A 17,953-nucleotide genomic window follows, 5' to 3' on the forward strand; every position below is an offset into this window, starting at 1 on the left:
TGCCGAGAGGTCTGTGATGAGGCCCGCGCCCGGCAGGTGCGGGTCTCGTCCGGTCAGGGTTGTGGCGTCTTGGCGCCGGTCCGCTGTCGGATGCCGGCGAGCTCCCGGCCGAGCGCCTCGCGGGCCGTCTGCTGGACGTCGGGCGGGAGGGCGCCGAGCGCTCTGGAGATGCCGCCGAGGATCTCGTCGTAGACGGCCGCGTCCGCCTGGGTCCTTCGAGCGCGCGCGCCGTCGACCTCCCGGCGGGTTTCCTCCGCGGAGCCGGCGAGCCACGCCGCCGTGGCGAGCTCCCTCAGGTGCTCTGCACCCGCGATCACGTTGCCGACGGCGGCGAGTTGCGCGGCCTGGGCGGGGTGGTTCTGATCGGCCTGCGGCGGACGACGGAGCTGCTTTCGCACCTCGCGGGACGAAGGCTTGCCGACGAGCGGTGCGCCCTTCGCCAGCAGGGACCGCCACGCCGCGTGCTCCACGCTGTGACGGATCACGCCGGCCAGGGCGCTCAGCTCGATCAGGTAGTGCTGCAGGTCCTTGGGGGACGCGCAGTCCTCACCGATCTGCAGCAGCTCCCTGGCCATCTGGCGGAAACGGGCCTGGAGTTCGTGGTCGAACGGATCGTGCACAAGCACCTCACTGGCACCTCTCTGTGGCTGTCCCGGGAAGCGCGCAGGTCGCCCGCCCCCCTGGATGCAACGTTCCCCGTTCGGTCGATGCTGCGGCTCCAGGGCCGAGGACCGAATCGGGTGGGTCTCGCCGCTCCGGCTTCCCTGCGATGGCGCGAACGGTCTACCCCGGACACATCTTTCTGGAAATTCGTTCCAATTCTGGGGGTAGGCTAGCGCCTCTGAAGACGCCTGGATCGGTGGTGTGCGGGAGGGCCGCACGGAGGGTAAGGAGGACAGGGGGCGGGTCCGTGGGGGCACCGTTTCTCTGGCTGTCTATGACGCGATGGCGTGCATTGAGTGATACCGAGGTCGTCGAACTCGCGACACGGTTGCAGGCACTGGACCGCACTTGGGAGTTGGGCGCCACGCCCAGTGCGAGGCGGTCGCCGGGGTTCACTCGGCGGGCACTGGTGATCCGGCCGCAGTGGGACGCGCTCGACACGGTGTTCGTGAGGGAGGAGCGTGAGGGGGCCCGCCGCAGCCGAGAACGGGAAGAGGAGACGGTCGAGCGGGTCCGGCTGCGCCTGACCGACCACACGGACCGGTGGGACCAGACCCTCGACGCGTTCGCGCGGATGTCGACCGCCCTCCGCGCCGTCCTGGGCGAGCCTACGGACCGGAGGCCGGGCAGGTACGCCGCGATCCACTGGGCCGGCACCGACACCACTCTGGTTCTGGAGCGGTCAGGAAGCTCGGTGTACCTGGAGTTGGTGACCGACAAGCGGCTGGCTCTCGACGAGGAGCTGCGACAGCTGAACGAGATGGACGACGAGGAGCAACCGTGACGGAGTGGGGCGAGTTCAGCGAGCGGCTTGCCGAACAACTCTCCACGCTGACCACCGGCTCGGTGCTCATCATCAGGGAGGGCGGACCGCCGGGCCGGTACGCACAGTTCCTCCAGGCCGACGAAAGGCTGGAGGCCCAACTGGTCGCCGATCACTATCTCGACCCTGCGGCGCGCGCGGGTGAGACCGGACACCGGCTGATCACCGAGGCAGGCTGGCGGCAGCCGGAGGACACTGTCCACGGCCACAACTGGGAGACCGAACTGCCCTGGCCCTCGACGTCGGCCGCCTATCGCCGGCTGGGGGCGATGACGGTGACCGGACTGCGCGACGCCCTGCGGATCACCGGCCCGGAGACCCTGGTGTACGAAGCCTGGACACGCGGACACCGCCCCCTGCGTCTCCCCTCGCTGGGCCTCAGAGGCAACTGAGCTCCGGGACGCCGTACGGCCGTCGATGTTCCACGTCGGAGCCCCTGCCACCATCGCCGGCGCCGTGGCGTTCCCGCTCTCCGGGGACGCGGCATGGATGACCGGCCGTTCTCTCAGCGGCGGGCGGTGCCTGAGGGACCCGCAGCCGCCAGCCCTCCTGCGGCGGTAGAGCTCGGCGAGGATCATCGCGCGCTCGATGGTGGCGGCTTCGAGGGTGGCACGGGGCGGCCGGGGCCGCGCCGATCCCGCAGGTGGCGGTGATCTCGATGGCACCGACGCCGGAGAAGGTCGCTGTGCCGTCGATCGCGGCGGCGACGGCAATCCGGTGGCTCGCCCAAGGCAGGCGTTCCAGGTCGACGGGTGTCGGCCTGGTCCGTCGGGCCGGATGGGGGGCGGGGCGGGGGCGGGTGTCTCCAACCTGCTGATGACGTACGTGGCGATGCCCGCCGCAGGCCGTCAAGTGGCCCGGCTCCTCGGGACCGCAGAACGTCTTCCACGGCAACACGCCGACGAAGCAGCTGTCCCCCGGAGGCCCGTACGTCGACTTCCTGCCCTACGGGAAGACCTCGGGCGGCGCCCAGCCGCTCTACCGGTTCGGCTCCAGCCCCACCGACCCCGCCCGCTTCCAGCACCTGACCCAGGGCGGCTCACCCATCCCCGACCGGAGCGGCCGCGAGGCCACCGACTACACGTCCGGCACGGGCGTGAACACCACCCACACCGCGCCGACCACCTCGGTCTTCCTCAAGAGCACGGGCTGACGGCCCCCTGACGGGCGGCCCGCTCGCGGACCCTCCGCGCCTGCCGGGCGGCGGTGCCGGCCCGGCCCGGTCACGGCCCCGGTGCCTCGCTGAGGACGGCCCAGACCGTCTTGCCGCCGGGCGGGTACGGGGTGACCCCCCATCGGTCGGCGAGCGCGGTGACCAGATGGAGGCCCCTGCCGCCTTCGGTCTCGCCCGGATCCCCCGTGACCGGCGGTCGGTCGCCGCGCGCGTCGGTCACCTCGATGCGGAGCTCGCCGGCCGTCGCGTCCAGGGCCAGGCCCAGGCGGAAGTCGCGGCCGGGGAGCACGCCGTGGAGTACGGCGTTCGCCGCGAGTTCCGCGACCACCTGTTCGGCACGCTCCGTGACGCCCTGCGGAGCTCTCCAGAAGTACAGCTCCGTGAGCGTGAGCAGGCGGGCCAGGCGGGCTCCGCGTCGGGTCGACGAAATCAACTGACTGAACGTTTGTACGGCTGAGGTGAGTTGAGGAGCGTGTCGGTCCATGGGGCAACGGTGACGGTCCGGAGGTGCCGTCCGCGAGAGCCCCGGCCCGTACGCTTCGTCAGCGTACGGGCACCCTGGGTGGACAGTACGAGCCGTCGGCCGTCACTCTGAGTACGCCGACCGCGGGAGCTGCCGCGGGTGCACGTGGAGGTGGCGGCTGATGAGCATCGTCGAGATCGAGGGCGACGACCCGGAGCAGGCCGACGACGGGGAGCGGGAGCCGGATCCGTCGGACAGTCTGCGGACGTTCGGCGCCGTCGTCCAGGCCCTGCGCGAACACGCCGGACTCAGCCGGACCGAGTTCGCCGAGCTGGTCCAGTTCTCCAAACACACGGTGGAATCCGTCGAATTGGGGCGGAGAATGCCCGACGAGGCCTTCGTCGACCGGGGGGACTCCGCCCTGGGCGACACCGGGGCGCTGCGCCGGGCCGCCCCCTTCCTCTCCCGGGCCGAGGCCGGTCTCGCGGTGTGGTTCCGGCGCTGGGCCCGGCTGGAGAAGACGGCGGTGAGCCTCAACACGTACGAATGCCGGCTGGTTCCCGGGCTGTTGCAGTCCGAGGCGTACGCCCGTGCCGTGTTCGAGGGCGCGGTCCCGCTCCTGACGGACCGGAAGCTGGAGACCCAGCTCCTCGCCCGTCAGAAACGGCAGAGGATGCTGACGGAGCGGCCGACCGTGCCCTTCAGCTTCATCGTGGAGGAGCACGTCTTCCGGCGCAGGTTCGGCAGCGCGGAGGACATGCGGGCGCTCCTCGACCACGTCCTGGAGGCCAGTTCCGCGCGCAACGTGACGTTGCAGGTCGTCCCGGTGGACGCGGGGTTGCACGCCTGCCTGGACGGGGCGGTACGGCTTCTCGAAATCCCGGACGGACGGCGGTTCGGCTACTCCGAGGGGCAGCAGAACGGTCGCCTCATCACCGACCCGAAAGAGGTGCGACTGCTCTACCAGCGCTATGACACACTGCGCTCGCAGGCCCTCAATCCCCAGGAATCCCGGGGCCTGCTGGAGCGACTGCGAGGAGAGCTATGACCGCCACGAAGGAACTCGCCTGGTTCAAGTCCAGCTACAGCGGCAGCCAGGGCGACGACTGCGTCGAGGTCGCCGTCGCCGGGGCCGCCGTGCACGTCCGGGACTCCAAGGACGTGTGCCGTCCCGCCCTCGCGGTCGGTCGTGAGGGATGGGGACGGTTCGTGTCCTTCGCTTCGGAGAAGTAGCGGACCCCGCCCCCGCTCTTCGTGGGCGGGTGGGGGCCGGCGTGGCCTCCGCCCGCCCCGGGCGGGTCGGTCGGACGGGGCGATGACGCCCGGAAGCGGCACGTCCTCCTCGGTCCACCGGCACAGACCCTCCCTGCCGACGGGCCGGACGCGGTCGGGAGGACGCCGCGCCCTTCGGGGGTCCGCCGAGGTCCCTCACCGGCGGGCCGTCACCTCAGGGGGGCGGTTACCCTGACGCCCGGACCCGAGGAGGAAGCATGGCGCGGATGCCGTCGGCGGAGCGACGCCGGCAGCTGGTCGAGGCGGCGATCAGGGCGATGAGCAGGGACGGGGTGGCCAGGACGACCACGCGGTCCATCTCCGCCGAGGCCGGGGTCTCGCTGAGCGTCTTCCACTACTGTTTCGACTCCAAGCAGGCGCTCCTGGAGGCGGCCATCGAGACGATCATCGGCGACTACGTGGCGCGGGTGATGCGGGCCGTCGAGCCCCGGGCGACGCTCCGCGAGACGGTGCGGGCGGCGCTGCGGACGTACTGGGAGGACGTCACCGCGCATCCGGAGCATCACCTGCTGACGTACGACCTCACCCAGTACGCGCTGCGCGAGCCGGGGTTCGAGCACCTGGCGCGGGCGCAGTACGAGCAGTACGTGCGGTCGGCGACGGCGCTGGTGGAGCAGGTGGGGGCGGTACGCGGGGCGGAGCCGAAGGTCCCGGTGCCGACGCTGGCCCGGCACCTCGCGGCCGCGGTGGACGGGATGACGCTCCAGTACCTCGTCCTGCGTGACGAGCAAGCCGCCGAGGAGCAGCTGGAGTTGACGGCGGATCAGCTGGTGCTGCTGATCGAGGGCTGAGCGCGGGGAGCGCCGGGGCGAGGGCCGCGAGGAAACGTGAACCCGCCAGTAGGTCATGTGACCCGGACTCTTGACTCGGTCCTTCAACACCGCGATCCTCGGGGCGCCCGGTACACCCCACCGACCGGAGGCCCCCGACCATGTCCCCACGCACGAACCGGATGTCCCCCCGCACCGCCCGGACGCGCCGCCTCGGCCTCGTGTCCCTCCTCCTCGCGCTCGCGGCCGTGCTCTTCGGCGCCGCGCCGGTCCCCGCCGCCGGCTCGTCGTGGTGGGAGCCGGCGGCGCGGCCCGCGCCCGACTCGCAGATCAACGCCACGGGCGCGCCGTTCACCGGCACCGACGCCCAGGGGCGGGTGCGCGGCTTCGTCGACGCGCACAACCACGTGATGTCCAACGAGGGCTTCGGCGGCCGGCTGATCTGCGGCAAGCCCTTCTCCGCCGCCGGGGCGGCCGACGCCCTGAAGGACTGTCCCGAGCACTATCCGGACGGTTCGGGCGCCCTCTTCGAGAACCTGACGGGCGGGGCGAACGGCAAGCACGACCCGGACGGCTGGCCGACCTTCGCCGACTGGCCGGCGCACGACTCGCTGACGCACCAGCAGAACTACTACGCCTGGCTGGAGCGGGCGTGGCGGGGCGGTCAGCGCGTGCTCGTCAACGACCTGGTGTCCAACGGGCTGCTGTGCTCGCTCATGCCCCGGGACCGCGGCTGCGACGAGATGGAGGCCATCCGCCTGGAGGCCCGCAAGACCTATGAGATGCAGGATTACGTCGACTCCATGTTCGGCGGCCCGGGCAAGGGCTGGTTCCGCATCGTCACCAGCGCCGACCAGGCCCGTTCGGTGATCGAGCAGGGCAAGCTGGCCGTCGTCCTCGGTGTGGAGACGTCGGAGCCGTTCGGCTGCAAGCAGATCCTCGACGTCGCCCAGTGCGACAAGGCCGACATCGACCGCGGCCTCGACGAGCTGTACGGGCTCGGCGTGCGCAGCATGTTCCTGTGCCACAAGTTCGACAACGCGCTGTGCGGCGTCCGCTTCGACAGCGGCACGACCGGGGTGGCGGTCAACATCGGCCAGTTCCTGTCCACCGGCACGTTCTGGTCGACCGAGCGGTGCGCGGGTCCGCAGCAGGACAACCCGATCGGGCTCGTCGCGCCCGCCGCGATGGCCCAGAAGCTGCCCGCCGGGGTGAGCGTGCCCGCCTACGCCTCCGACGCCCGCTGCAACACCCGCGGCCTGACCCGGCTGGGCGAGTACGCGCTGCGGGGCATGATGGAGCGGGGCATGATGCTGGAGCTCGACCACATGAGCGTGAAGGCGGCCGGCCGGGCCCTCGACATGCTGGAGGCCGAGGAGTACCCGGGCGTGCTGTCCACGCACAGTTGGATGGACCTCGACTGGACCGAACGGCTGTACAAGCTGGGCGGGTTCACGGCCCCGTACATGCACCCCGCCCAGGGCTTCATCGGCGAGGCGAACGGCAAGGCCGCGCTGCGCGAGAAGTACGGCGTCGGCCTCGGTTACGGCACCGACATGAACGGCGTCGGCGGCTGGCCGGGTCCGGTCGGCACGGACGCGCCGAACGCGGTCAGGTACCCGTACCGCAGCTTCGACGGCGGCACGGTCCTCGACCGTCAGGTGACCGGCGAGCGGACCTGGGACCTGAACACGGACGGCGCCGCGCACGCCGGCCTCGTCCCGGACTGGATCGAGCAGATCCGGCTCACCCCGGGCGGCCCGGACGTCATCGACGACCTGGCGCTCGGCGCCGAGTCCTACCTGCGGACCTGGCGGGCGACCGAGCGGCACGAGCCGGGCGTCGACCTCGCGGCCGGCATGCCGACCTCGGCGAGCAGCACCGAGTGGAACCCCTTCACCAGCTACGCCTCCGGGCGGGCCTTCGACGGCGACACCGGCACCCGCTGGGCCAGCGACTGGTCGGACGACCAGTGGCTCCGGGTGGACCTGGGCGAGGTCCGGCGGGTGGGCCGGGTGACCCTGGACTGGGAGCGGGCCCACGCCCGCCAGTACCGGATCGAGGTCTCCGAGGACGGAGGGACCTGGCGGACGGTCTGGTCGACGGAGGCCGGGGACGGCGGCTTCGACACGGCCGAGTTCGCGTCCACCCCGGCCCGTTACGTACGGATCCACGGGGAGCGGCGGGCCACGCAGTGGGGCTACTCGCTCCACGAGGTGACGGTCACGCGCTCCTGAACGGGCGCGGGTGACGAGGAGGGGCCGGCCGGATCGGCGTCGATCCGGCCGGCCCCTCCGTCCGCGACCCGACGGGTCGTCAATTCGCCGTCGTGCCCGTCCAGTCGGCCGGTACGCGGGCGAGGCGGACGCGCTGCGGGTGGTCGCCGACGGGGACGCTGGCGACGCGCTGACCGGTGGCGAAGTCGATGGCGCTGACGCGGTCGGCGCCGCTCTCGGAGACGACGCAGGCCTTGCCGTCGCCGCTCACGGTGGCCCAGTACGGCTTGCTGGTCGGGACGAGCGGCCCCTGGGCGAGCGTGGCGCGGTCGACGACGGTCGCGTAGTCGTCCATGGTGCCGGCGACGCAGAGCTTGCTGCCGTCCGGGCTGATCGACAGGCCGTGGTGGCGCGAGTCGTTGACCCAGGTGGTGCGGTCGGGGTCGGTGGCGGGATTGCCCGGCAGGGCCTTGAGGCGGGTGATGCGGTCGCTGTCGACGTCGTACTCCAGGAAGCCGTTGAGGAACGAGACCTGGAAGTAGAGCTTCTTCTCGTCCGGGGTGAAGACGAGGGGGCGGACGGCGTCGGAGAGGTCGTCGCGGCCGAAGGCGTCGAGACGGGAGCGCATGTCGATCACGCGGACCGTCTCGAAGGTCGTCGCGTCCACGACGGTGATCTTCCGGTCGCCCTTGGTCCAGTCGAGCCAGGGCGCGTCGAGGGCGGTGGTGACCTCGCCGATCGACATGTTCCAGAGTCGACCGTCGGCGGTGAAGACGTTCTCGTGGGGCTTGTCGCCGGTCTTGAAGCTGCCGAGCTCGCGGCCGGTGGAGATGTCGAGGACGTGCACGGTGTTCGCCGTGGAGGCGGAGACGGCGACGCGGGTGCCGTCCGGCGAGACCGCCATGTGGTCGGAGCGGTACCCGGCCACGGGGAAACGCCAGTTGATCCGCCCGGTGCGGAGATCGATGGAGACGACGTCCGCGAAGCTCGGGCGGGAGACGACCATCGCGCCGCCGTCGGGCGTGGCGTACATGTCGTCGACGAACTGGTCGTGGCCCTCGCCCGGTCCGCTGCGGACGCCGAGGAAGAAGGCGAGCTTCACGGGGTTGAGGTAGATCTCCCGGAGGCGCTCCTCCTTGTCGGGGATGACGTTCACCCGGCCGATCCGGTGGAAGTCGCCGCGGGAGGCGATGACATCGGCGGTGCCGTCCCAGTTGTTGCCGACGAACATGACCTCGCGCAGGGGCGCGTCGGAGGCGTTCGCGGGGACGACGGCCGGCCCGGGGGCGGCGACCGCGGGGGCGAGGAGGGTGAGGGAGGCGGCCAAGGAGGCCGCCGCGGCGAGCACAAGCCGGCGCGGCCGGGGGGTCCTGGCGGGCCGGGGGGTGCGGACCGTACGCATCGAGGGCATGGGGGAGCCTTCTTCCGAGTGGGACGTCGGTGGGGGCGTTCCGTGCGGAGCTTCCGTGCGGGGGCCGCCGCGCGAGGACCGCCCTGGGGGCTGCCGTGCGGGAATTCCTTGCGGGGACTGCTACTTACCGGAGGTAACTCGCAGGTAACCACGGACCCGCGCCGCCCACAAGACGTCTTCCGCACCCCTGTTCCCCCGTCCTTGCGCCACCCCGCCCTCACTCACCCCGCGGCCCGTGCGGGATCATGGAACCTTCACCCGCAGAAGGGACGGAACGGACGATGAGGAACCGCAGTGTCGCGGACCTGATGACGCCGACGGCGGTCGCGGTCCAGCGCGGGACGCCGTTCAAGGAGATCGCACGACTCCTCGACGAGTACGGCATCACGGCCGTCCCGGTCGTCGACGACGAGAACCGCCCCGTGGGCGTCGTCTCGGAGGCGGACCTGCTGCGCCGGCACACCGCCAAGGGCGGCCCCAGCACCGCGGAGGCGATGATGTCCAGCCCGGTGCACACCGCCCGCCCCTCCTGGACGGCCGTCGAGGCGGCCCGGCTCATGGAGCGGCACCGGGTGAAGCGGCTGCCGGTCGTGGACGCGGACGGGCGGCTCATCGGCGTCCTCAGCCGCAGCGACCTGCTCCAGCTCTTCCTGCGCCGCGACCGGTCGATCCAGGAGGAGATCCGCGAGGACGTCGTGGTCCGCATCCTGGGCCTCTCCCCCGCCGCCGTCCACATCGACGTGGACGAGGGCCGGGTCACGCTCAGCGGCACGCTGGGGCGGAAGGACCTCGGGCCGATGCTCGTGCGGCTGTGCGAGTCCGTGGACGGGGTCGTCGAGGTCGTCGACCACCTGGTGGTCGAGACGCCCGAGGCGTAGGGGCGCTCGGGACGGGCCGCGGCCCGGCGGGAGCAGTGCGGCTCGCGCCGGGCCGCGGCCCGCACGGTGGCGGGCTCCTCAGGGCGCCACGCTCCTCAGGAGACCGCCTCCGGCCAGCCGTATCCAGGACCGGTGCGCGACGGCACGGTTCCGGCCCCCACGGCCTCCATCTCACGGTTCGCCTCCCGCATCAGCTTCGCCGCCAGGTCCTTCATGGCCCGGCTCGCGGCGAGCTCGTCACCGATCGCGGGCACGTCGGCGTCCGTCGGGTTGCGGCGGGCCGATCCGTGCCCCGTGAAGGTCGCCGTCCCCGTGTCGAGCCGCGCCTCGGCCTCGGTGCGGCCCGCCTGCTCGTTGAGCTCCAGGCCGACCCTCCATTCCAGGTTCCGCGCCATGGTCCGCCTCCTCGCACGCCGTTCGGCACCGCCGGGGCCGCCTCGCCGCGCCCGGGGCGCTGCTTCCCCCGCTCCTTCCAGGATCCGCCCGCGGGAGCCGGGGCGCACGGGGAGCGCCGGAGGGTGGAGGCACGTGTTCCGCACCGGTGCGGCGGGAACCACCCCCCGCACGGGGCACGCACACGTCACGGCGAAGGGGTACCGCTATGGCCGGCCGGTTAGGCGCCCGGAGACGGCTGGAGGTGCTCCAGGTCGCCGTGGCCGGGCTCGGGGTCCCCGCGAGCCTGGGCATCGGCGTGCTCCTGAACGCGAACGGGTTGCACGTGGGCGTCGGCCTCGCCGCCACCGCCGTCGTCCTCATGGGCACGGCCGCCGCGCTCGGGAGGATCGACGCCGCGCTGTCCCGCCATCCCGCGCCGCCGTCCCAGCGGGGCCGCCGCGCGGACCGTGACCCGGACGACGGCCGGGACGACGGCTTCCTCTGACCGCCGCGCCCGCCCTGCCCGCCCGGGCGCCGCGGCACCGGCGGGGTCGCGGGCCTCCGCTCAGGCCGGCGGGTCCTGCTGCTCGCCGTCGGGAACGGCGTGCGCGAGCAGGAACTCGGTCGCTCCCGCGATCGCCTCCGCGTAGGTGCCGTGGACCGGCCGGGATTCCTCCTCCGCCTGATCCGCGGCGGTGGCGGCGTACCACCAGGCGTCGGCGTCGACGTCGTGGTGGACGACGGCGGTGCCGCCCGCGTAGTGGAGCGGGATGGACTCGGCGGAGGACTTCCCGACCACGGCGTGGGGCCACTTGACGCGGGCGGACTGCCGCTTGATCCCGCCCCAAGCCGCTCCGAGCTGGGCGTAGGTGGCCCCGCTGCGGCCCGCCACCGTGGCGGCGGACTCCGCGAGCCGGTCGACGGACAGCTTGGCCTCGTACAGGGACCGCAGGACGGCCAGCTGCACGTCGGGCGAGGCCATGAGGACCGGGTCGTGCTCCTTGCCCGCGGCACGGTAGGCCAGCAGGCGCGTCGAGATCCGCTCCGCCAGGGCGCGGACCGCCTCGTGGATCCGCTCGTCCATGGTGAAGGCGTCGTCCTGGGTGGGCTCGTTCCAGGGGGGTTCGACCAGGTCCGCGAAGGCGGCCCAGAAGTCGTCGTCGGTCTTGTCGGGGGTCGGCACGGCCGACCCTGTCGCATCACTCATACGACAACTTTAACTGTCACTCCCGCCCATCGACAGTTATTTCTGTCGCACCGCGATTCGCCGTATGTTCCTCCTACTGGGGTCGCATCCACCACGGGTGACCCCACAAGTCTGTTGCAGATGCGAGTGATCGCGGCCTACCGTGTCGCACATGCAGTCCTACACCATCGGGCAGGCCGCGCGGCTCCTCGGCGTCAGCCCCGACACCGCCCGGCGCTGGGCCGACGCGGGCCGGGTCGCGACCCACCGGGACGAGAGCGGTCGGCGCGTCATCGACGGCACGTCGCTGGCCGCGTTCTCCGTGGAGCTCGCGCAGTCGGAGGGCGACGACGACGTGCCGTACACCTCCGCCCGCAACGCGTTCCCCGGGATCGTCACGGCGATCAAACTCGGCGACGTCGCGGCCCAGGTCACCATCCAGGCCGGTCCGCACCGCCTGGTCTCCCTCCTCACCCGGGAGGCCGTGGAGGAGCTGGGACTGGAAGTCGGCATGCAGGCCACCGCCCGCGTGAAGTCGACCAGCGTGCACATCGACCGCACCTGACACCCCTCACGCAGTACCGCGCCGCCGCCCCCTCCCGGCCGACGGCGCGAGCGGCCGCATCCCGCGCCTTCCGGTCTTCATCAAGGAGTTCACGCCCCCATGGCCCTCTCCCTCCCCCTCGGCGGACGCCGCGCCACAGCCGCCGCGCTCACCGCCGTCCTGCTCGTCCCGCTCGCCGCCTGCTCCGGCGGCGACGACGGCGACGCGACCGCCGCGGACACGAAGCTGACCGTGCTCGCCGCCGCCTCGCTGACGGACGTCTTCAAGACGGCGGGAGCCGCGTACGAGAAGGCACACCCGGGGACGCGCCTGACCTTCTCCTTCGCCGGCTCGCAGGAACTCGTGGCCCAGGTCTCGCAGGGCTCGCCCGCGGACGTCCTGGTCACCGCCGACACCAAGAGCATGGACAAGGTGAGGGCCGACACCGGCACGCCCGTGGTCATCGCGACGAACCGGCTCGTCATCGCCACCGGCGAGGGCAACCCGCACCAGGTCGACGACCTGAAGGACCTCGGCGACGCCAAGCTGAAGGTCGTCCTCGCCGCGCCCGAGGTCCCGGCGGGCAAGTACAGCGAGCAGATCCTGGCGAAGCAGGGCATCCAGGTGAAGCCGGTCTCCCAGGAGCCCAACGTCCGCGCCGTGCTCAGCAAGGTCGAGCTCGGCGAGGCCGACGCCGGGCTCGTCTACCGGACGGACGCCGCGAGCGCCGCGGACAAGGTCGACGCCGTCGAGATCCCCGACGCGCAGAACGCCGTCGCGCAGTACCCCGCCGCCACGCTGAAGGACTCGGAGAACGCCGAGGACGCCGAGGCGTTCGTCGCCTGGCTGGCCTCGGCCGACGGCCAGAGGATCCTCCGGGACGCCGGCTTCCAGAAGCCCTAGGGACACCGGAGGGACGCCGCAGAGAAACCGCAGAGCAGTCGCAGAGAAGCCGTAGGGAACCGCGGGGACAGTCATGAGACGCGCAGGCACACGTACCACCTCCGGGGCCCGTCCGCCCCTCGCCCTGGCGCTGCCCGCGCTGCTCGGCGTCGCCTTCCTGGCGCTCCCGCTGATCGGCATCCTCGTCCGGACCGAATGGGGGGAGCTCGGCGACCACCTGGGCTCCCCCGGGACCGTCGAGGCGCTGAAGCTCTCCCTCGTCGTGTCCTTCTGGGCGCTCGGGCTCTCGCTCCTCCTCGGCGTGCCGCTGGCCTGGCTGCTCGCGCGGGTGCCGTTCCCCGGCAAGGCGCTCGTCCGCTCCCTCGTCCTGCTGCCCATGGTGCTGCCGCCGACCGTCGGCGGTGTGGCGCTGCTGCTCGCCTTCGGGCGGCGCGGGCTCCTCGGGCCCTGGCTGGAGGACACGTTCGGGATCACGTTCCCGTTCCACACCTCCGGCGCGGTCCTCGCCGCCACCTTCGTCGCCATGCCGTTCCTCGTCATCAGCCTGGAGGGCGCGCTCGGCGGGCTGCGGCCCCGGTACGAGGAGACGGCTGCCTCACTGGGGGCCCCGCCGGTCCGGGTCTTCTTCACCGTCACGCTGCCGATGGTGGCGCCGGGGGTCCTCGCCGGGGCGGCGCTCACCTGGGCGCGGGCGCTGGGCGAGTTCGGGGCGACGATCACCTTCGCGGGGAACCTGCCGGGGACGACGCAGACCCTGCCGCTCCAGGTCTACCTGCTCCTCCAGGAGGAGCCCGAGGCCGCCACCTCGGTCTCGCTGCTGCTCCTCGCCATCGCGATGGGCGTGCTCGTCGCCCTGCGCGGACGCTGGACGGGGACGCCGCGTGAGCGCGACCGCGCCGCCGCGGCGCCCGACCCGGACGGGACGGGCCCGGCCGCCGTCGCACCGCGGGAGGCGCCCGTCGCACCGCCGGAGGGGGCCGTCGCACCGACCCCCTCCGCGGGGCGCTGGTCGCTGCACGCCGAGGTCACGGGCTTCAACCGGCTCACCCTCGACGCGGAGCCCGGCACCACCATCGCCGTCGTCGGCCCCAACGGCGCCGGGAAGACCACCCTGCTGCGCGCCCTCCTCGGCCTCACGCCCCGCGCCCACGCCGACCTGACGCTCGGCGGCGAGGACGTCACGGCCCTGCCGCCGCACCGGCGCCGGGTCGCCTGGGTGCCCCAGGACGGTGCGCTCTTCCCGCACCTGTCGGCGCTCGCCAACACCGCGTACGGGCTGCGCGCCCAGGGCGTCCCGCGGGCCGAGGCCCGCCGCGCGGCGCAGGCGTGGCTGGACCGGCTCGGCGTCGGGCACCTCGGCCACCGGCGCCCCGGCCAGCTCTCCGGCGGCCAGGCGCAGCGCGTGGCACTGGCCCGGGCGCTCGCCGCCCGGCCCCGGCTGCTCGTCCTCGACGAACCGCTCGCCGCGCTCGACCAGACGACCCGCGCGCACGTCCGGCACACCCTGCGCACCCATCTCGCCGGTTTCGGCGGCGTCTGCCTCATCGTCACCCACGACCCGGTGGAGGCGGTGTCGCTCGCCGACCGGGTCCTCGTCCTGGACGGGGGCCGGGCCCTCCAGGACGCCGTTCCCGCCGAGGTCACCCGTCACCCCCGCTCGCCCTGGGTGGCGCGGATGCTGGGCCGCAACGCCTGGCCGGGCACGGCGGACGCGGAGGGGGTCGTCCTCGACGGCGGCGGCTTCCTCGTCGCGGCGGATCCGCCGCCGCCCGGTACGCCGGCGCTCGCGATCGTCGCCCCCGAGGCGGTGTCCGTGCACCGCGAGAAGCCCGCGGGCAGCCCCCGCAACGTCTGGCCCGGCACCGTACGCGAGATCACCGGCAGCGGCAGCCGCCTCCGGGTCCTCGTCACCTCGGCCGAGGCGCCGGACCTCGTCGCCGAGATCACCCCGGGGGCCGCCGCCGAACTCGGCCTCGCCGAGGGGGTTCCGGTGTGGACGAGCGTGAAGGCCACGGAGACGACCGTCGTGCCCCTCTGAGGGGCCGGGGGCCCCGCGGCGTGCCCTCCGGATCGGGCCCGGTCCCCGGAGGGCCCGCCCTACGCGTCGGGGAGTTCGGCGCGGACGCGGCGGGAGGGGCTGAAGGCGTAGAGGTCGAGGACGCCCGGGGGGTCGGCGAGGCCGGGGCCGCCGGCCGCTATCCAGTCGGCGATGTCCTGGGCGGCGTCCGCGTCGTTGACGAGGCCGAGCCAGACCGGGCGGCCGCCCGCCGCCCGGCCGGCGGCGGAGGGCTGGACGACGACGACGTTGGCCTGCTCGCAGGAGTCCAGGCAGCCGGTGACCCGGACCTTGGCGCCGTCCGGCACGGCACTGCGCAGGGCCGCGAGCTGGGCGGCGTGGTCGACACCGGGGATCTTGGGGGTGCCGCAGCAGCAGCCGCGGCACACGGTGACCGTGCAGGTGGCGGACGCGCCCGCGACGGCTGTCCTGCGCTTGTCGGTGCGGCGGCTCATCACGTCTCCTGGTGGGGGGTCGGGCGGGATCGGCGCCAGGCGCCGTCGGCGAGCAGGCGCAGGCCGTTGAGCCCGACGAGGACGGTGGAGCCTTCGTGGCCGGCGACGCCGAGGGGCAGGGGCAGCGTACCGACGAGGTCCCAGACCGCCAGCACGGCGATGAACGTTCCCGCGACGACGAGGTTCTGGATCACGAGCGCGCGGGCCCTGCGGGACAGGTTCACCACGGTGGGGATGGTCGCGAGTTCGTCACGTACGACGACGGCGTCGGCGGTCTCCAGGGCGAGGTCGGAGCCCGCCCGGCCCATGGCGATGCCGATGTGGGCGGCGGCGAGTGCGGGGGCGTCGTTGACGCCGTCCCCGACGACGAGGACCTTGGCACCCGCGTCGCGCAGCTCGTGGACGGCGGCGACCTTGTCCTGGGGCAGCAGCCCCGCCCGTACGTCGGTGATGCCGACCTCGGCGGCGAGGCGGGCGGCGGCGCGCGGGTTGTCGCCGGTGACCAGCACCGGTGCGCGACCGGTCAGTTCGGCGAGGGCGCGGGTGGCGGTGGCGGCCTCGGGGCGGAGCCGGTCGGCGATGCCGAGGACTCCGACCGGGAGCCCGTCGACGGTGACCACGACGGCGGTGTGTCCCTCCGCCTCCAGGCCGTCGGCGAGGACGGCGGCCGGGTGCGCGGGGTCGTCGAGGAGGCGGGCGGGGCTGCCGACGGCGACGACGCGGCCGTCCACGGTGGCGCTGACGCCCGTGCCGGGGGTGGAGGCGAAGCCCTCGGCCGGCGGCGTCTCGAGGCCACGCGCGCGGGCCGCTTCGACGACGGCGCGGGCGAGGGGGTGCTCGCTCGGGTGCTCGGCCGCCGCGGCGGCACCGAGGACGCCGTCGGCGTCGAGGCCGGCGCCCGCCAGGGGGTGGACGCCGGTGACGCGGGGGGTGCCTTCGGTGAGGGTGCCGGTCTTGTCCAGGGCCACCGCGTCGATCTGCCCGAGGCGTTCCATGACCACGGCCGACTTCACCAGGACGCCGTGGCGGCCGGCGTTGGCCATGGCGGAGAGGAGCGGGGGCATGGTGGCGAGGACGACGGCGCACGGTGAGGCGACGATCATGAAGGTCATGGCCCGGAGCAGGGTGGACCGGAGGTCGGAGCCGAGCAGCAGCGGGACCGTGAAGACCAGCAGGGTGACGGCGACCATGGCGAGGCTGTAGCGCTGTTCGACCTTCTCGATGAAGAGTTGGGTCGGCGCCTTGGTCTCGGCGGCCTCCTCGACCATCGCGACGATCCGGGCGATCACCGATTCCGACGGGTCGCGTTCGACCCGCACGCGCAGGGCGCCGGAGCCGTTCAGGGTGCCGGCGAAGACCTCGTCGCCGGGCCGCTTGGCCGCGGGCAGCGGTTCGCCGGTGATGGTGGCCTGGTCGACGTCGCTCGCGCCGTCCAGGACCCGGCCGTCGGCGCCGATCCGCTCGCCGGGCCGGACGAGGACGAGGTCGCCGACGGCGAGGGAGCCGGCCGGGACGACCTCCTCCGTGCCGTCGGCCGCGATCCGCGTCGCCGTCTCCGGTGCCAAGTCGAGCAGACCGCGCACGGAGTCCGCGGTCCGGGCGGTGGCGACGGCCTCCAGCGCGCCGGAGGTGGCGAAGATGACGATGAGCAGCGCGCCGTCGAGGATCTGACCGATGGCGGCGGCGCCGAGCGCGGCCACCACCATCAGGAGGTCCACGTCGAGGGTCCGCTCCCTGAGCGCCTTCAGGCCCTCCCAGCCGGGCTCCCAGCCGCCGGTGGCGTACGTGGCCGCGAACAGCGGGCCCCACAACCAGGCCGGGGCGTCCAGCAGGTACGCCGGGAGCGCGGCGAGGAAGCACAGCAGGGCGGCGAGCGCCCAGCGGACCTCGGGCAGTGCCAGGAGGCGGGTGCGTCGGCGGGGCGGTACGCGGTCCGCGGGCGAGGGGGCGACGGGGGTGGGCGGCCCGGGGCTCTGCAGGACGGAGGACATGGCGAAGCAACCCTTCACGGGGGCCGGCGGGACGACAGGCCCACCATACAGGAACACATGAATAGGTCTTCAGGTGTCGTCCGTATCATGGTCCCATGGGCCACGGACCGATTGCCACCAGCACCACGCGCGAACGCCTCGACGCGGTCGGCGCCACCGACGTCGCCGCGACGCTCCAGGCCCTCGCCACGCCCTCGCGGCTGTACATCCTGGCGCGCCTGCGCGAAGGCCCTTCGTCGGTCGGCGAGTTGGCGACGGCCGTCGGCATGGAGCCCTCCGCCTGCTCCCACCAACTGCGCCTGCTGCGCAACCTCGGCCTGGTGACCGGCGAGCGCCACGGCCGCTCGATCGTCTACGCCCTCTACGACAACCACGTCGCCGAACTCCTCGACCAGGCGCTGCACCACGTCGAGCACCTGCGCCTCGGCGTCCGCGACCTGCCCGCCGAACTCGACGCGTCGGCCGCCGGGACCCCGGCGGGCGCGGACGCGGGCGGCGCCGCGCGCGGGTAGTCCGCCGAGGGGAGCAAGATCGGGCCGTGGTAGTTTGCCGAGGCCAGTCGAACCTCTGCACGTATCCACGCGGTACGCGCACGGGTCAGGGAATCCGGTGGGAATCCGGAACTGACGCGCAGCGGTGAGGGTGACGGGCGGGACATCGGCCACTGGGCCCCGAGGGGGTCTGGGAAGGCGTTCCGTCCGGACGACCCCGAGTCCGAAGACCTGCTGGCGGCCCGGGCGGCGATCGTACGG

19 protein-coding genes and 1 riboswitch are annotated in these 17,953 nt (G+C 73.3%); of the genes, 12 read left to right on the forward strand and 7 right to left on the reverse strand.

Features of this window, described 5'->3' with window-relative positions:
• Positions 1-53: 53 nt before the first annotated feature.
• The gene (locus ACFZCF_RS19115) at positions 54-626 is read right to left on the reverse strand and encodes a hypothetical protein (RefSeq protein ID WP_391287453.1); all 573 of its coding nucleotides are present in this window, start codon (positions 624-626) and stop codon (positions 54-56) included.
• A gap of 311 nt (positions 627-937) precedes the next feature.
• On the opposite strand from ACFZCF_RS19115, the gene ACFZCF_RS19120 reads away from it, so the two are divergent.
• Positions 938-1,447, forward strand: coding sequence for a DUF6301 family protein (locus ACFZCF_RS19120; RefSeq protein ID WP_388444652.1), 510 nt, complete (start codon positions 938-940; stop codon positions 1,445-1,447).
• Positions 1,444-1,878 carry a hypothetical protein gene (locus tag ACFZCF_RS19125; RefSeq protein ID WP_391287456.1) on the forward strand — a complete coding sequence of 145 codons (435 nt, stop codon included), beginning with the start codon at positions 1,444-1,446 and terminating at the stop codon, positions 1,876-1,878. The genes ACFZCF_RS19120 and ACFZCF_RS19125 overlap by 4 nt, the downstream gene beginning before the upstream one ends.
• 831 nt (positions 1,879-2,709) lie before the next feature.
• Here the strand turns inward: ACFZCF_RS19125 and ACFZCF_RS19130 are convergent.
• On the reverse strand, positions 2,710-3,144 hold the full coding sequence (locus ACFZCF_RS19130) for an ATP-binding protein (RefSeq protein ID WP_391287457.1): 435 nt from the start codon (positions 3,142-3,144) through the stop codon (positions 2,710-2,712).
• Between the two features lie 160 nt (positions 3,145-3,304).
• Here ACFZCF_RS19130 and ACFZCF_RS19135 point away from each other — a divergent pair, with 160 nt between their 5' ends.
• From ACFZCF_RS19135 to ACFZCF_RS19150, 4 genes are all read left to right on the forward strand, one after another.
• On the forward strand, positions 3,305-4,171 hold the full coding sequence (locus tag ACFZCF_RS19135; protein WP_391287459.1) for a Scr1 family TA system antitoxin-like transcriptional regulator: 867 nt from the start codon (positions 3,305-3,307) through the stop codon (positions 4,169-4,171).
• Complete coding sequence (locus tag ACFZCF_RS19140; RefSeq protein WP_391287461.1) at positions 4,168-4,356, forward strand: DUF397 domain-containing protein; 189 nt, start codon at positions 4,168-4,170, stop codon at positions 4,354-4,356. Before ACFZCF_RS19135 ends, ACFZCF_RS19140 begins: the two co-directional genes overlap by 4 nt.
• A gap of 257 nt (positions 4,357-4,613) precedes the next feature.
• Positions 4,614-5,207 (forward strand): TetR family transcriptional regulator, encoded by a 594-nt coding sequence (locus tag ACFZCF_RS19145; protein WP_391287463.1) that lies wholly within the window; start codon positions 4,614-4,616, stop codon positions 5,205-5,207.
• A gap of 161 nt (positions 5,208-5,368) precedes the next feature.
• A complete protein-coding gene (locus ACFZCF_RS19150) occupies positions 5,369-7,423 on the forward strand; it encodes a discoidin domain-containing protein (protein WP_391287616.1) in 2,055 nt (684 codons plus the stop codon).
• A gap of 79 nt (positions 7,424-7,502) precedes the next feature.
• Here the strand turns inward: ACFZCF_RS19150 and ACFZCF_RS19155 are convergent, their stop codons facing one another.
• Positions 7,503-8,813: a PQQ-binding-like beta-propeller repeat protein gene (locus ACFZCF_RS19155; RefSeq protein WP_391287465.1), complete on the reverse strand. Its 1,311-nt coding sequence runs from the start codon at positions 8,811-8,813 to the stop codon at positions 7,503-7,505.
• Positions 8,814-9,094: 281 nt separating this feature from the next.
• Between ACFZCF_RS19155 and ACFZCF_RS19160 the strand changes: the two genes are divergently transcribed.
• Positions 9,095-9,691, forward strand: a complete 597-nt coding sequence (locus ACFZCF_RS19160) for a CBS domain-containing protein (protein WP_388444672.1) — start codon at positions 9,095-9,097, stop codon at positions 9,689-9,691.
• 95 nt (positions 9,692-9,786) lie between these two features.
• Here the strand turns inward: ACFZCF_RS19160 and ACFZCF_RS19165 are convergent, their stop codons facing one another.
• Positions 9,787-10,086, reverse strand: a complete 300-nt coding sequence (locus ACFZCF_RS19165; protein WP_388444675.1) for a DUF1876 domain-containing protein — start codon at positions 10,084-10,086, stop codon at positions 9,787-9,789.
• A 206-nt stretch (positions 10,087-10,292) separates the two neighbouring features.
• Here ACFZCF_RS19165 and ACFZCF_RS19170 point away from each other — a divergent pair, with 206 nt between their 5' ends.
• Complete coding sequence (locus ACFZCF_RS19170) at positions 10,293-10,571, forward strand: hypothetical protein (RefSeq protein WP_388444679.1); 279 nt, start codon at positions 10,293-10,295, stop codon at positions 10,569-10,571.
• Positions 10,572-10,631: 60 nt separating this feature from the next.
• Here the strand turns inward: ACFZCF_RS19170 and ACFZCF_RS19175 are convergent, their stop codons facing one another.
• The gene (locus ACFZCF_RS19175; RefSeq protein ID WP_388444682.1) at positions 10,632-11,273 is read right to left on the reverse strand and encodes a hypothetical protein; all 642 of its coding nucleotides are present in this window, start codon (positions 11,271-11,273) and stop codon (positions 10,632-10,634) included.
• 151 nt (positions 11,274-11,424) lie between these two features.
• On the opposite strand from ACFZCF_RS19175, the gene ACFZCF_RS19180 reads away from it, so the two are divergent.
• The 3 genes from ACFZCF_RS19180 (at position 11,425) to ACFZCF_RS19190 (ending at position 14,737) form a co-directional block, all read left to right on the forward strand.
• The gene (locus ACFZCF_RS19180) at positions 11,425-11,817 is read left to right on the forward strand and encodes a molybdopterin-binding protein (protein ID WP_388444685.1); all 393 of its coding nucleotides are present in this window, start codon (positions 11,425-11,427) and stop codon (positions 11,815-11,817) included.
• Positions 11,818-11,916: 99 nt separating this feature from the next.
• Positions 11,917-12,699, forward strand: a complete 783-nt coding sequence (modA, locus tag ACFZCF_RS19185) for a molybdate ABC transporter substrate-binding protein (protein WP_391287469.1) — start codon at positions 11,917-11,919, stop codon at positions 12,697-12,699.
• A 73-nt stretch (positions 12,700-12,772) separates the two neighbouring features.
• Entirely contained in the window at positions 12,773-14,737 is a 1,965-nt protein-coding gene (locus tag ACFZCF_RS19190) for an ABC transporter permease (RefSeq protein ID WP_391287470.1), read from the forward strand.
• A gap of 59 nt (positions 14,738-14,796) precedes the next feature.
• Here ACFZCF_RS19190 and ACFZCF_RS19195 read toward each other — a convergent pair whose 3' ends face one another.
• Positions 14,797-15,210 (reverse strand): (2Fe-2S) ferredoxin domain-containing protein, encoded by a 414-nt coding sequence (locus tag ACFZCF_RS19195; RefSeq protein WP_388444694.1) that lies wholly within the window; start codon positions 15,208-15,210, stop codon positions 14,797-14,799.
• Positions 15,210-17,201 carry a heavy metal translocating P-type ATPase gene (locus tag ACFZCF_RS19200; protein WP_388444697.1) on the reverse strand — a complete coding sequence of 664 codons (1,992 nt, stop codon included), beginning with the start codon at positions 17,199-17,201 and terminating at the stop codon, positions 15,210-15,212. The genes ACFZCF_RS19195 and ACFZCF_RS19200 overlap by 1 nt, the downstream gene beginning before the upstream one ends.
• Before the next feature lie 95 nt (positions 17,202-17,296).
• Between ACFZCF_RS19200 and ACFZCF_RS19205 the strand changes: the two genes are divergently transcribed.
• Complete coding sequence (locus tag ACFZCF_RS19205; RefSeq protein WP_388444700.1) at positions 17,297-17,713, forward strand: ArsR/SmtB family transcription factor; 417 nt, start codon at positions 17,297-17,299, stop codon at positions 17,711-17,713.
• Between the two features lie 87 nt (positions 17,714-17,800).
• A riboswitch (cobalamin riboswitch) is annotated at positions 17,801-17,925 on the forward strand.
• Positions 17,926-17,953 lie beyond the last annotated feature (28 nt).

Source organism: Streptomyces sp. NPDC007945 (assembly GCF_042958885.1).
Taxonomy (GTDB): Bacteria; Actinomycetota; Actinomycetes; order Streptomycetales; family Streptomycetaceae; genus Streptomyces.